Annotated in this window: 14 protein-coding genes; 8 read left to right on the top strand and 6 right to left on the bottom strand. The window is 71.3% G+C overall.

The genetic code is table 11. The features are described from left to right. A partial coding sequence (locus IF64_RS27655) for an HNH endonuclease signature motif containing protein (protein WP_211252543.1) occupies window positions 1–594 on the top strand: 594 nt, incomplete at its 5' end. A gap of 32 nt (window positions 595–626) precedes the next feature. Here IF64_RS27655 and IF64_RS25320 read toward each other — a convergent pair. The 3 genes from IF64_RS25320 to IF64_RS27895 form a co-directional block, all read right to left on the bottom strand. Then, window positions 627–1,259 (bottom strand): CBS domain-containing protein, encoded by a 633-nt coding sequence (locus IF64_RS25320; RefSeq protein ID WP_211252542.1) that lies wholly within the window; start codon window positions 1,257–1,259, stop codon window positions 627–629. A gap of 238 nt (window positions 1,260–1,497) precedes the next feature. After that, window positions 1,498–2,721: a hemolysin family protein gene (locus IF64_RS25315; RefSeq protein WP_248700052.1), complete on the bottom strand. Its 1,224-nt coding sequence runs from the start codon at window positions 2,719–2,721 to the stop codon at window positions 1,498–1,500. Next, window positions 2,667–2,879: a hypothetical protein gene (locus IF64_RS27895; protein WP_246134944.1), complete on the bottom strand. Its 213-nt coding sequence runs from the start codon at window positions 2,877–2,879 to the stop codon at window positions 2,667–2,669. Before IF64_RS27895 ends, IF64_RS25315 begins: the two co-directional genes overlap by 55 nt. A gap of 406 nt (window positions 2,880–3,285) precedes the next feature. Between IF64_RS27895 and IF64_RS0108460 the strand changes: the two genes are divergently transcribed. Then, complete coding sequence (locus IF64_RS0108460; protein WP_030531479.1) at window positions 3,286–4,146, top strand: formate/nitrite transporter family protein; 861 nt, start codon at window positions 3,286–3,288, stop codon at window positions 4,144–4,146. 46 nt (window positions 4,147–4,192) lie between these two features. Here the strand turns inward: IF64_RS0108460 and IF64_RS0108455 are convergent, their stop codons facing one another. Beyond that, window positions 4,193–5,023, bottom strand: a complete 831-nt coding sequence (locus tag IF64_RS0108455; RefSeq protein WP_030531478.1) for an IclR family transcriptional regulator — start codon at window positions 5,021–5,023, stop codon at window positions 4,193–4,195. 83 nt (window positions 5,024–5,106) lie between these two features. On the opposite strand from IF64_RS0108455, the gene hutH reads away from it, so the two are divergent. The 5 genes from hutH to hutI are packed head-to-tail and all read left to right on the top strand — an operon-like array spanning window position 5,107 to window position 11,999. After that, window positions 5,107–6,633, top strand: a complete 1,527-nt coding sequence (gene hutH / locus IF64_RS0108450) for a histidine ammonia-lyase (RefSeq protein WP_030531477.1) — start codon at window positions 5,107–5,109, stop codon at window positions 6,631–6,633. Further along, complete coding sequence (hutU, locus tag IF64_RS0108445) at window positions 6,630–8,255, top strand: urocanate hydratase (protein ID WP_030531476.1); 1,626 nt, start codon at window positions 6,630–6,632, stop codon at window positions 8,253–8,255. The genes hutH and hutU overlap by 4 nt, the downstream gene beginning before the upstream one ends. A gap of 11 nt (window positions 8,256–8,266) precedes the next feature. After that, window positions 8,267–9,457: an allantoate amidohydrolase gene (locus IF64_RS0108440; protein WP_030531475.1), complete on the top strand. Its 1,191-nt coding sequence runs from the start codon at window positions 8,267–8,269 to the stop codon at window positions 9,455–9,457. Beyond that, window positions 9,454–10,812 (top strand): formimidoylglutamate deiminase, encoded by a 1,359-nt coding sequence (locus tag IF64_RS0108435; protein ID WP_030531474.1) that lies wholly within the window; start codon window positions 9,454–9,456, stop codon window positions 10,810–10,812. The genes IF64_RS0108440 and IF64_RS0108435 overlap by 4 nt, the downstream gene beginning before the upstream one ends. Next, window positions 10,809–11,999: an imidazolonepropionase gene (hutI, locus tag IF64_RS0108430; RefSeq protein ID WP_030531473.1), complete on the top strand. Its 1,191-nt coding sequence runs from the start codon at window positions 10,809–10,811 to the stop codon at window positions 11,997–11,999. Before IF64_RS0108435 ends, hutI begins: the two co-directional genes overlap by 4 nt. 88 nt (window positions 12,000–12,087) lie before the next feature. Here hutI and IF64_RS0108425 read toward each other — a convergent pair whose 3' ends face one another. Further along, a complete protein-coding gene (locus tag IF64_RS0108425; RefSeq protein WP_030531472.1) occupies window positions 12,088–12,864 on the bottom strand; it encodes a hypothetical protein in 777 nt (258 codons plus the stop codon). Further along, a complete protein-coding gene (locus IF64_RS0108420) occupies window positions 12,861–13,073 on the bottom strand; it encodes a hypothetical protein (protein WP_030531471.1) in 213 nt (70 codons plus the stop codon). Before IF64_RS0108420 ends, IF64_RS0108425 begins: the two co-directional genes overlap by 4 nt. Window positions 13,074–13,121: 48 nt before the next feature. On the opposite strand from IF64_RS0108420, the gene IF64_RS0108415 reads away from it, so the two are divergent. Further along, the gene (locus IF64_RS0108415; RefSeq protein WP_030531470.1) at window positions 13,122–13,835 is read left to right on the top strand and encodes a dienelactone hydrolase family protein; all 714 of its coding nucleotides are present in this window, start codon (window positions 13,122–13,124) and stop codon (window positions 13,833–13,835) included. The last annotated feature ends 34 nt before the right edge of the window (window positions 13,836–13,869 follow it).

Raw genomic sequence — 13,869 nt, 5'->3', positions numbered from 1 at the left:
GCTCACTCTCGACTCACCGCCGAGTTGCCGTCGGAGGTGGCTTCCGCGTGTTATGCGCGGGTTGATGCGATGGCACGCCGCCTACGACGTGATGGCGAGTTGCGCACGTTGGACCAGTTGCGGGCCGACATCACCGCCGACCTCCTCCTCGGCAACGACCCCGGCGCGAAGGTTCCCGAAGCCGCAGCCAACAGTGTGTGGCGGAAGGTGGTCTGCGACCCGGCCACCGGCCAGCCGCTGGACCTGGGTCGTAGTCGACGACGGCCCAATGCAGCGATTCGGGAACTCGTCCGGGTGCGCGACCGGGAATGCGTGGTGCCGTGGTGTCGACGTCCTGCTCGGCACTGCGACCTCGACCATCAGCGTGAGTGGTCGGCTGAGAACGGGCCCACCTCCGCCGCTAACACCGCACCACGGTGTCGACGGCATCATCGGATGAAGAACGCGCCCGGGTGGATCACCCGCTACGACCCACTCCACGGCACCTCGTCCATCACCACACCCCACGGCTCCACCTACACCGGCAGACGCCGACCCGTCCTCATCCCGAAACCCAGTGACACCAGCGAGGCCGACGAACCGCCACCCTTCTGAACCTGCGGCCGAAGAGTGGCGGGTCGTCGGCCCTACACGCCCGCGTCGGCCGCCGTGGCCTTGCCCGGCAGAACCCGGCCCAGGATGTCGGCGATCGTCAACACGCGGCGTCCATCCTCAGTGGACACCACGGCCAGGTGCTGCGACGTCTCGCGCATACGCGTCAGCGCCGTGTACAGCGGGACGGTGGCGTCCAGCTCCAACACCGGATGGGTCACCGGGGCGACCGGATCGTCGTCCGGCAGCAGCAGGGTGTCGCGAACGTGAACCACGGCGCGTGCGTCGTCGCCGACCAGGATGCGCAGATGACCGGACTCGCGCGCCGCGCGGCGCACGTCGGCGGCCGTGGCGTCGGCGGGGACCGTCAGGGGAGGGCCGGACACGATGTCGCCCGCGCGCACCCGCTGCAAATCCAAGGCACCGGACAGCTGCTCCGACGACACCCCGTCCAGCGTTCCCGCCTCCACGGAGTGTTTCACCAACTGGCGCAGATCGTCCGGACTCCGCCCCGCCGCAACCTCGTCCGCAGGCTCGACACCCACGCGCTGCACCAGGCGGTTCGCCGACTCGTTGATCGAGACGATGCCCAACGGCAGACTCGACAACAGCAACGCCAGCGACCCGGCCGGCCGTGTCGACAGCCAGCGGGACCCGAGAACCAGCATCGCCGCCCCGAACACCCCGTGACATGCAGCTGCCCGCCCAAGTCCGGTAGGGCCAACCCCACCAGCAGCACCGTCAACTCCCGCGAACTGCGCAACGCCGCCCGTGCCGACCTGCTCGACGACGCCGCCTCCTCGAGACGGTGCCGCTTCGCGCCGAGTGTCGCGAACTCGACCGCCACGAAGAACGCACTCAAGACGATGATCAACACCGTCGCCGCGACCACGACCCACGGATTGCTCATCGGCTCTCCTCCCGTCCGGTCGCGTCGACCCGATCCGAACCCGTGCGGAGCCGCAACCGAAGCCGCGACGGCACATGCCGGTCGACCTCCAACACCTCGATGTGCAACTCGGGCGGCTGCGGAGGCTCGTCCAACACCAACTCCGACGGCGTACGCGGCAACTCGACCGTCACGGTCGTCCCAGGCTCGGGCAGCGAACCGTGCGCGGAAATGGCCAAGCCGGCGACGGTCTCCACGTCCAGGTCGGGAAGGTCGTGGCCGACGGCGCGCTCCACCTCGTCGACATGCAGGTCACCGGCCACCACCCAGGTGCCGTCGTCCTGCGGCGTCACCGGAGGCGGCTCGCCCTGGTCGTGCTCGTCCTGCAACTCGCCGACGAGCTCCTCGGCCAGATCCTCGATGGTGAGAATGCCCGCGAACCCGCCGTACTCGTCGACGACACACGCCAACTCGTTGTGCGTGGTCGTCAACAGTCGATACGCCTCCGGCAGCACCATCGTCGTCGGCAGCAACAGCGGCTTGCGGACCGCGTCCGACACCGGCGCCGGATCGTCCGACTGCCGAGCCAGCACATCCGTCAAGTGCACGACACCCACCACGTCGTCGGCGTCGTCGACCACCGGATAACGCGTGTGGCCCGCCGCCATGTACTCGCGGACCCTGGCCACCGGCTCGTCCGCGGTCACCACGTCGACCCGCGAACGCGGGATCATCGCGTGCTCCACGTCCTGGTCGGGGAAATCGAGCACCCGGTCCAGCAACACCGACAGATCCGCCGGCAGATCCCCACTGGCGCGCGAATCCGCCACGATGTGCTCCAGGTCGCGCGCCGTCGCCGAATGCTCGACGTCGTGCACGGGCTCGATCCGCAACACCCGCAACAACGCGTTCGACGCCGCGTCGAAAATCCAGATCAACCAGCCGAACAGCTTCAGATACAGGGTCGTCGACGCCGCCAACAGCAGCGCGATCCGTTCCGGAGCCGCAATGGCGAGATTCTTCGGGAACAACTCGCCGATGAGCATCTGCACCAGCGTCGACAGCACGAGCGTCAACACCGTGCCGACCGTGATGCCCACCGCCGTGGGCACGCCGACCCCGCCCAGCGCCGTGCCGAGGGCGCGGCCGACCAGCGGTTCCGCGACGTAACCGACGAGCAGGCCGGTCACGGTGATGCCGAGCTGGGCGCCCGACAGCATGAACGAGGTACGGCGGGTGATGGCCAGTGCACGCTTCGCGGAGCGATCACCAGCTTCGGCGCGAGCCGCGAGCGGTCGACGGCCATGTAGGCGAACTCTTGCGCCACGAAATAACCGTTGGCGGCGATCACCGCCAGGATGACAACGATTCCGAGCAGAAGACTGAGGGCCCAGATCATGTGAGCCACCTTCCGGTCGGCTCGGGCATGGTCCGGGTGCCGGTACTACAACTGTCGTCCATTGTCCTTCCTGGTGGAATACCGAACGTGGTTGCGCTTCGCCGGCCCGATCCGGGAATAGCCGGACCCGACAACGGTGAAACGCGGTGCCATGAGCGTACCGGAATTCGGCGCCTCCGGGACAGATCCGCACGTCATGACCGTATGCGTGAAATGCCCGAGTGGCCGCCCCCGCAGTCGCCCGAGCCCGCCGCACGGGGAGGCAGGCTCGGCCGCACGGGACGCAGGAGTGGCCGTGCGCCGCCTGTGACGTGATGTTCACGAGGTGACACAGCACGGACATGTCGGATGGCGACACTGCACGCTCGAGACGACGCCCCGAAGTGTGTCGGTGAGGAGTGCCGCCGTGTCCTATGTGAAACCCCGCGAGTTCGTGGCCGCGATGGTCGACGCAGGCGAAGCCAAGGCCGCCATGTCCACACGGGACACCCTGATCCGCGCCTACATGGCCGGAGCGATCCTCGCGCTGGCCGCAGCGTTCGCCGTGACGATCACCGTCGAGACCGGGAACGCACTCGTCGGCGCGTTGCTGTTCCCCGTCGGCTTCTGCCTGCTGTACCTGATGGGCTTCGATCTGCTCACCGGCGTGTTCACGCTGGTTCCGCTGGCGTGGCTCGACAAACGACCCGGCGTCGACCTCAAGGCGTTGCTGCGCAACTGGGGACTGGTGTTCGCCGGCAACTTCGCGGGCGCGCTGACGGTCGCGCTGATGATGGCCATCATCCTCACCTACGGATTCAGCACCGCCCCGTCCGACGTCGGCGTCCAGCTCGGCAGCATCGGTGAAGGCCGGACCGTCGGCTACGCCGAACACGGCGCGGCGGGCATGCTCACGTTGTTCGTGCGCGGCGTGCTGTGCAACTGGATGGTGTCCACCGGGGCCGTCGCCGCGATGATGTCGACGTCGGTGTCCGGCAAGGTCATCACGATGTGGATGCCGATCCTGCTGTTCTTCTACATGGGCTTCGAGCACTCGGTCGTCAACATGTTCCTGTTCCCGACCGGGCTGATGATGGGCGGCGACTTCAACGTCGGCGACTACCTGGTGTGGAACGAGATCCCCACCGTGCTGGGAAACCTCGTCGGCGGGCTCACCTTCGTCGGATTGACGCTGTACGCCACGCATCACCGCACCGGTGCTCCGCGCAAGCGCCCGGTGCAGGACACCGGCTCCGCGGAGCTGCTCCCCGAGAAGGTCGGCGCCTGACCGATCACGTCTCCGGCCGGCGGTCCGGGAAGGTCTCGAATCCGCGCTACGGAAGCGCTCGTCCGCCGATGCGGCTCGTGAGTTCGTCGGCGGCGCGGCGGACACGGGCGGCCAGCTGGGGCCACGTCGCACCGCAGCCGTCTCCCGGCCCGTCATCGTCGGTGGGGTCGCCGCTGTCGCCGCATCGGTGGCGGAAGGTGAGGCTGATCGCCGCCATCGGACGTCCGCCGTGGTCGAAAGCGGGGTAGGCCACGGAGGCGAAGTCGGCGGTGATGTGCCCGTCCTCGACCGCCCAGCCGAGTCTGCGGTGCTCGGCGAGGGTCGCCCGCAGCTGGGCCAGCCCCGCCGGCCCCCGCGTGGTGCGGTGCACGAAGGCCGACGCGGCCGGGAACAACGCGCGCACCTGCGCTTTCGGCAGATGCGCCAGCATCGCCCTTCCCGAGGCCGTGAGGTGAGCTGGCAGGCGGACGCCGACGTCGGTGACGACCGTCTGCGGCTGGGCGGGCCGTTCCTTGATCAGGTACAGCAGCTCGTTGCCGTGCAGCACGCCCAGGTGGGCGGTGTGGCCGGTGTCGTCGACGAGCCTGCGCAGGATCGGCCCGGCCAGCCGTTCGAGCGGATCGCGCCGCAGGTACGCCGAACCCAGCTCGAACGACGCGATCCCGAGGCCGTAGCGCCGCTCGGCCGGCAGGTGCACGACGAACCCGGCGGCCTGCAACTCGGCGAGCAGGTGATACGTCGTCGAGCGGGGCAGCTCCAGCTGCCGGGCCAGGGTCGCCGCCGACACCGGGCCCGCATGGCTCGCGAGGGCGGTGAGCAGGGCGAGCCCGCGGCGCAGCGCGGGCACGGTACCCGCGGCGGGGGAGTGGTCCTGCATCGCGGCTGCTCCTGTCTGGGATCCCAGACGGAAATCGTAGCTGCGGCGCTGATGCGGTCGCCGTGGAGCGGTGCAATGGGGGCATGCCGAACGAGGTGGTGATCGGGGCCGCGCCGCTGAGCCTCGAGGACGTCGTCGCCGTCGCCAGGGGCGGCGCGCCCGTGGCGATCGACGCCGTGGCCAGGAAGAACGTGGTGAGCGCGCGCGGGCACGTCGAGGCGCTCGCCGACGCGCCGAGCCCTGCCTACGGGGTGTCGACCGGATTCGGTGCCCTGGCCGTGCGCAGCATCCCGCGGGAACGCCGGGCGGACCTGCAGCGTTCGCTGATCCGGTCACACGCGGCGGGAGCAGGACCCGCCGTCGAGACCGAGGTGGTGCGCGCGCTCATGGTGCTGCGCCTGCGCACCCTCGCCACCGGGCACACCGGTGTCCGTCCCGAGACGGCCGACGCGCTCGCCGCGATGCTCAACGCCGGCATCACCCCGGTCGTGCCGGAGTACGGGTCGCTGGGCTGCTCGGGCGACCTGGCCCCGCTGGCCGCCGTCGCGCTGGCCCTCATGGGCGAGGGTGAGGTCACCGTGCGCGACGGTGCCGTGCGGCCCGCGGGCGAAGCGCTGCGCGAGGCCGGCCTCACGCCGCTCACGCTCGCGGAGAAGGAGGGACTGGCGCTCACCAACGGCACCGACGGGATGCTCGGCATGCTCGCGATGGCGATCCACGACCTCCGCGGGCTCCTCGACGTCGCCGACCTGACCGCCGCGATGAGTGTCGAGGCGCAGCTGGGAACCGACCGTGTTTTCGCCGAGGACCTGCAGGCCCTGCGCCCGCACCCCGGGCAGGCCGAATCCGCACGCCGCATACGCGAGGCGCTGGCCGGCTCCGAGATCGTCGCCAGCCACCGCGGTCCGGACTGCACACGCGTGCAGGACGCCTACTCGCTGCGTTGCTCGCCGCAGGTGCACGGCGCCGCGCGGGACACCCTCGCGCACGCCGAGCTCGTCGCGGGCCGTGAGTTGGTGTCCGCCGTGGACAACCCCGTCGTGCTGGCTGACGGGCGGGTCGAGTCGAACGGCAACTTCCACGGCGCCCCGGTGGGCTACGTGCTGGACTTCCTGGCGATCCCGGTGGCCGACGTGGCCTCGATCGCCGAACGGCGGACCGACCGCATGCTCGACGTCGCCCGATCGCACGGATTGCCCGCGTTCCTCGCCGACGACCCCGGTGTCGACTCGGGGCACATGATCGCCCAGTACACGCAGGCCGGCGTGGTCAGCGAGCTGAAACGGCTCGCCGCGCCGTCCTCTGTGGACTCCATCCCCAGCAGTGCGATGCAGGAGGACCACGTGTCGATGGGCTGGTCGGCCGCGCGCAAGCTGCGCCGCGGGGTCGACGGCCTGCGCACCGTGCTGGCGATCGAACTGCTCACCGCAGCGCGGGCGCTGGACCTGCGTGCCCCGTTGCGTCCGGCGCCCGTGACCGCGGCGGTGCGCGACCTGGTGCGCACGCGCGTCGCGGGGCCCGGTCCCGACCGGCATCTCGCGCCCGAGATCGCCGCCGTCGAGGAGCTGATCGCATCCGGAGCCGTGCTGACCGCCGTGGAGGAATCATGACCCCTGCGAGCCCGACCGCACGGAACTGGCAGACCGAGGCGGCGTTGCGGATGTTGCGCAACAACCTCGACCCCGCCGTGGCCGAACGTCCCGAGGATCTCGTCGTCTACGGTGGAACGGGCAAGGCGGCGCGCGACCACGCCAGCTACGCCGCCCTCGTCTCGACGCTCGCCACGGTGGAGGCCGACGAGACGCTGCTGGTGCAGTCGGGCAAACCGGTGGGCGTGCTCCGCACCCACGAGTGGGCGCCGAGAGTGCTCATCGCCAACTCGAACCTCGTCGGTGACTGGGCCACGTGGCCCGAGTTCCGCAGGCTCGAGGCGATGGGCCTGACGATGTACGGCCAGATGACGGCCGGATCGTGGATCTACATCGGAACGCAGGGCATTCTGCAGGGCACGTACGAGACGTTCGCCGCGGTCGCGGAGAAACGGTTCGGCGGCACCCTTGCAGGAACGCTCACCGTGACGGCGGGTCTCGGCGGCATGGGCGGGGCGCAACCGCTTGCCGTGACGATGAACGACGGCGTGGCGCTGTGCATCGAATGCGACCCGCAACGCGCCCGCAGACGGCTCGACGGGGGATACCTCGACGAGCTGGCCGACGACCTCGACGACGCGCTGCGGCGGGTCACGGCCGCGAAGGCCGACCGCAGAGCCCTGTCCGTCGGCGTGATCGGCAACGCCGCCGACGTCCTGCCCGAGGTGCTGCGCAGGGACGTCGACGTCGACATCGTCACCGACCAGACCTCCGCCCACGACCCGCTGGCCTACCTGCCTTCGGGCGTCGACGTGGCCGACTGGCACGACTACGCCGCCGCGAAGCCCGACGAGTTCACCGACCGCTCCCGAGAGTCGATGGCCGAGCACGTCGCGGCCATGGTCGGATTCCTCGACCGCGGGGCCGAGGTGTTCGACTACGGCAACTCCCTGCGCGGGGAAGCCCAACTCGCCGGCTACGAGCGCGCCTTCGACTTCCCCGGGTTCGTCCCCGCCTACATCCGCCCGCTGTTCTGCGAGGGCAAGGGCCCGTTCCGGTGGGCGGCGCTGTCCGGCGACCCGGCCGACATCGCGGCCACCGACCGCGCCGTGCTGGAGCTGTTCCCGGAGAACACCTCGCTGGCGCGGTGGATTCGCATGGCGGGCGAGCGCGTCGCGTTCCAGGGGCTGCCCGCACGAATCTGCTGGCTGGGCCACGGCGAGCGGCATCTGGCGGGGCTGCGGTTCAACGACATGGTCGCGGCAGGCGAACTGAAGGCGCCCGTCGTGATCGGCCGCGACCACCTGGACGCCGGAAGTGTGGCCTCGCCGTACCGCGAGACCGAGTCCATGATGGACGGATCGGACGCGATCGCCGACTGGCCCCTGCTGAACGCACTCGTGAACACCGCGTCGGGAGCCAGCTGGGTGTCCATCCACCACGGGGGTGGGGTCGGGATGGGCCGATCGATCCACGCCGGCCAGGTGAGCGTCGCCGACGGCACCGAGCTCGCGGCACGCAAACTCGAACGGGTGCTCAGCAACGATCCGGCGACCGGGGTGCTGCGGCACGTCGACGCCGGTTACGACAAGGCCGTCGACGCCGCCGTCCGGGGCGGCCTGACCGTGCCGATGCTGCCGTGACCGCCGAGGGCGTGACCGCGTCCGGCCTGCTCGGCGAGCTCGCGGACGTCGGCAGGGACCGCACGCGGGGCGGCTACTCCCGCCACGTGTTCGACCCTGCCGAGCAGGAGTTGCGGGACTGGTTCGTCGAGCAGGCAGGCCGCAGGGGACTGGACGTAGAGCGGGACGGCAACGGGAACCTGTGGGCGTGGTGGGGCGAGCCGGGCCCCGGCGCGGTCGTCACCGGAAGCCACCTCGACTCCGTTCCCGGAGGAGGAGCGTTCGACGGACCGCTCGGGGTCGTGAGTGCACTGTCGGCCGTGGACCTCATGCGCGCCCGCGGGACGTCGCCGTCGGTACCGCTGGCCGTGACCGTGTTCGCCGAGGAGGAGGGTGGCCGGTTCGGGATCCCGTGTCTGGGCTCGCGCCTCCTCACCGGCTCACTCGACCCCGCTACGGCGGCGGGACTGCGCGATGCCGACGGCGTCACGTTCGCCGAGGCCGCGCAGGCGGGCGGGCTCGACCCGAGCCGGCTCGGGGCCGACCCGGACAGGCTCGGGCGCATCGGACGCTTCGTGGAGCTGCACGTCGAGCAGGGGCGTGGGCTGATCGACCTCGGTTCCGCGGTCGCGGTGGGCAGCACGGTCGTCGCGCACGGCAGGTGGCGGTTGACGTTCACCGGCCAGGGAAACCACGCCGGTGCGACACCGATGGACGATCGCCGGGACCCCATGCTGCCTGCCGCCGAGACCGTCACGTCGGTCCGGCGCATCGCGCGCGCTCACGCGGGTACGCGTGCGACGGTCGGCAGGCTGACGCCCACGCCCGGCGGCACCAACGTGATCGCCTCCGCCGTTGACGTGTGGCTCGATGTCCGCGGCCCTGCGGCGAGGTCGATGGTGGCCGACGTCGAGGCCGCCGCCCGGGCTGCAGCGGAGGAGGAAGGCTGTGGCCTGGCCGTGCGTGAGGAGTCCTGGACCGGGGAGGTCGTGTTCGACTCCGCGCTCCGCGACGAGGTGTCGGCGCTGGCCGGAGGTGTACCGGCGCTGCCGACCGGGGCCGGGCACGACGCCGCGGTGCTGGCCGCGCACGTGCCCGCCGCGATGCTCTACGTACGCAACCCGACGGGTGTCAGCCACGCCCCTGAGGAGTTCGCCGAGGACTCCGATGTGGACGCCGGCGCCGAGGCGCTCGCGACCGTCCTGGAGGGACTGTGCCGGTGACCGAGTACTGGTGCGAGTACGCCTGGCTGCCCGGAGGGGTGGCGGAAGGCGTGCGCATCGCGGTCTCCGGCGGGATCATCACCGCGGTCGACCGGGGCGGCCCGCCGCGCGGCACGGTGTTGGCGGGCCTGACCGTGCCCGGTATGGCCAACGTCCATTCGCACGCCTTCCACCGCGCCCTGCGCGGACGCACCCACGGAGAGCGCGGCACGTTCTGGACCTGGCGCGCGACGATGTACCACCTCGCGGACCGACTCGACCCCGACACCTACCACCGGCTCGCCCGCGCGGTGTACGCCGAGATGGCGCTCGCGGGGTACACGAGCGTCGGCGAGTTCCACTATCTGCACCACGGGCCCGGTGGCACTCGATATTCCGATCCGAACGCGATGAGCGCGGCGCTCGTGGCGGCTGCGCAGGAGGCGGGCATCCGGATCTGCCTGCTCGACACCTGTTACCTGACGGGTGGGCCCGGCAGGCCGCTCGAGGGGGTGCAGCTGCGGTTCGGTGACGGTGACGCGCAGTCGTGGGCCGAACGGGTGGACGCATTCCGGCCGGAGCGGCCCGATGTCCGTGTCGGTGCGGCCGCCCACTCGGTACGCGCGGTGCCACCCGAGGCACTGTCCACAGTGGCGGAATGGTCCAGGCAGGCGCGGCCCGTGGCGGGAGGACGCCCGGAACCCACCGCACCGTTGCACGTGCACCTGTCGGAACAGCGTGGGGAGAACGAGGAATGCCTGCGCGTCCACGGCCAGACACCCACGGAGCTGTTGCACCGCACGGGATTCCTCGGGGTGAACACCGTCGCGGTGCATGCCACGCACCTCACCGAGAACGACATGTCGACACTGGGGTCCGCGCGGGTGCGAGTCTGTTTCTGCCCGACGACCGAACGCGACCTCGGCGACGGGATCGGACCGGCGCGGCGACTCGCCGACGCGGGGGTGCGGTTGTGTCTCGGCGGCGACAGTCACGCGGTCGTCGACGCCTTCGCCGAGCTCGGGGCGCTCGAACTGAACGAGCGTCTTGCCGCCGAGGCCCGCGGCCGCTTCACGGTCGACGAACTGCTCACCGCAGCCACCGATCACGCGGCGCTGGGCTTTCCGGACGTCGGCGGTCTGGAACCGGGCGCGCAGGCCGACCTCGTCACGGTGAACCTGGAGTCGGTGCGCACCGCAGGGGCAGCGCCGGGCGGCGTGCCACTGGTGGCGAGCGCCGCCGACATCACCGACGTGCACGTCGCGGGGCGGCCGATCGTGCGCGACGGGGTACACACCCGGATCGAACGGCCCGCCGCCGAACTGGCCGCGGAGATCCGGCGGTTGGTGGGAGGCGTCAGTGGGAGGCTGATGTGACCGGGCGAACCACGGCGATCACCGGGATCGGTGAGCTGACCACGAACGATCCCGGGCTGGGCCTCGTGCGGGATGCGGTCGTCGTCCTCCAAGGCGACCGGATCGTGTGGGTCGGGCACGCGCCCGTGGCTCCCGCGGCGGACTCCGTCGTCGACGTCGGTGGCAGGGCCGTGCTGCCCGGCTGGGTCGACAGCCACACGCACCTGGTGTTCGCGGGCGACCGCACGGCCGAGTTCGAGGCACGCATGGCCGGTGAGCCGTACCGGGCGGGCGGGATCGCCACGACGGTCGAGGCCACGCGGGCGGCGACCGACGACGACCTCGAGACGACGCTGGTGCGCCACGTCGGCGAGGCGGTCCGGCAGGGCACGACGTATCTCGAGACGAAGACCGGGTACGGGCTCACCGTCGCCGACGAGGTGCGCGCGGCGCGCATCGCGGCTCGGCACGCCGACGAGGTCACCTACCTCGGAGCGCACCTGGTGCCGCCGGGGGCGGACGAGGAATCCTATGTGGACCTCGTGTGCGGGGACATGCTCGAGGCCGTGGCCCCGCACGCGGGCTGGGCCGACGTGTTCTGCGAACGCGGGGCGTTCGGCGAGGCGCAGGCCGAACGCATCGTGCGTGCCGCCCGTGCCCGCGGGCTGGGCGTGCGTGTCCACGGAAACCAACTCGGCCACGGGCCCGGCGTCCAGGTGGCGGTGCGGAACGGCGCCGCGAGCGTCGATCACTGCACGTACCTCAGCGACGAGGACGTCGAGGCGCTCGCCGGCTCCGACACCGTGGCGACGCTGTTGCCCGCATGCGATCTGTCCACCCGGCAGCCACCGGCACCCGCGCGCAGACTGCTCGACGCGGGCGCGACCGTGGCCCTCGCGAGCAACGCCAATCCCGGTAGCTCCTACACCACGTCGATGGCGTTCTGCGTGGCCATCGCGGTGCTGCAGATGGGGATGACGGTGCGGGAGGCCGTGTGGGCGGCGACGGCGGGTGGCGCGCGGGCGCTGCGCAGACACCCCGCGGACGCGCGGGCGGGGCAGACCGGCGACGGAGCGGTCGGCGTCGTGCGGGCCGGCGCTCGCGCGGACCTGCACGTGCTCGACGCTCCGTCGGCGACCCACCTCGCCTACCGGCCGGGCGTTCCGCTGACGTGGGCGGTGTGGCGCGCGGGCACACGGGTGGTCTGAACCCCCGCCCGCACCACACGCCGTCCGCACCGCACGCCGTCCGCACTGCACACCGCCGAGCCGCCTGCCGTTCACCCGCCGGCGGTCACTACCCGTCGAGCAGGCTCGCCACCCCGAGCGCCTCGGCCTGCGTGCGGGCGCGCTCGCGCAGGTCGTCGTCGAGACCACGGGAGACGACCGTCGCCCGCAGACCGGGGTCGAGGTGCGCGAGCAGGTCGAACAGCGCGTGCCACAGGTCGTACTCGTCGGCTGCGCGGACGAAGGCGTCGTAGCGGTCGCCGGGGACCCGTTCCACGAGCGTGCCCAGCTGCGACTTGTCGTCGATCACGAAGGCCACCTCGAGCACCTGGCGTTCGTTGAGCTCGGCCAGTCCCGCCTCGGCGATCTCGGCGGGTACGCCGCCGACGAACCGGCCGAGCGTGATCCAGTCCTCGCGCCTGCGCAGTTCCCTGCTGACATCGGTGACCGTGGCAGCGGGCAGCGCGGAGATGATGTGCACCGCGCGGCGCGGGTCGAGTTCGGCCGCGACGTCGGCGAGGAACGGAGCGGGCAGCTTCTGCGCGATCGCCACGCCGCGGTCGCCGTCCAGCATGCCCGCCAGCCTGGCGCTGAGCAGTGGACCGAACGCCTTCTGCGCCAGCGTGGCCAGCACCGGGACCGGAATAAGACCCGATGCCGACACCAGTTTGCGCAACACCGGCTGGTGTGCGCCGTGCAGGGCCTCGGTCATCTGGTCCCGCAGCGCACGGATGTCGGCGGGCGGGACGTCGTGCAGGAACGCGAACCGTTCCTCCGGCTGGCCCACCGCCCGCGCGAGCTTCACGGTCTCGGCCCGCGCGGCGAGCCGCTCCAGCGCACCGGTCACAGTCCCACCGCCTTGCGCACCGCGGGCCTGATGAAGAAGGGGATGTGCGACAAGGCGCTCTCGCCCGCACTCTGCAGCGCTTCGGCCTGCGCCCGGCGCGCCTGACTCAACGCGTCCGCGAGGACCTGCTGCTGGTCGTCGGGAAGGGCGTCGATGCCTGCGGGCAACGGCCCGTCCAGCTGCTGTGCGAGCGTGCGTTTCGTCGTCATCGATCCCCTCCGGTCGCGACACTGCGGATGGCGGTTAGTTTCGCACCCATGGCACACGAGATCGGCACCTCGAACGTCCGCGTCGACGGGCTGAACGCCTACCTGGCCGCTCCCCGCGAGTCCACGGGCGCCGGAATGCTGTTGCTGCCCATGATCACCGGAATCGGCACGCGCGTGCGCGAGTTCGCCGACGAACTCGCCGCCGCCGGTGTCACAACGCTCAGCTGGGACCCCTTCGACGGCGTGAGCATGGACGACACGCCCCGCGAGACGATGGTCGAGCTGATGAACAACCTCGACGACGAGACGTGCCTGGCCGAGATGCGCACCCTGCTGGACCACATGTTCGGCGAGCTCGGGCTGGAGCAGGTCGGCGTCGTGGGCTACTGCCTCGGCGGCCGGTTCGCGCTGCTGCTGGGTGCGCGGGAACAGCGCCTGGCCAACGTGGTGGCCTACCACCCGACGGTCCCGGCGACCCCCGCCGCGAACCACACGTTGGACGCGGTCGAGCACGCGTCGCGGATCTCGGCTCCGGTGATGATGCTGTACCCGGGGCAGGACACGATCGTTCCGCACGAGGTGTTCGCCGCGCTGCAGGAGGCACTGCAGTCGCGCACCGAGGCCGACAGCATCGTGCACCTGTACCCGCAGGCCCACCACGGTTTCAGCGACACGCTCAGCCACGGGGCCGAGGTCAACGAGGCCGCCTACGCCGTCTCGCAGCCCCAGGTGCTGGCCTTCGTCCACGCCACGACCAGCTGACGCAGGCGTCGATGACCGCGGGAAGCCGTGGGGG

The organism is Prauserella rugosa (assembly GCF_000719975.1).
Taxonomy (GTDB): domain Bacteria; phylum Actinomycetota; class Actinomycetes; order Mycobacteriales; family Pseudonocardiaceae; genus Prauserella; species Prauserella rugosa.
This window is presented reverse-complemented; position numbering and strand designations above follow the sequence as displayed.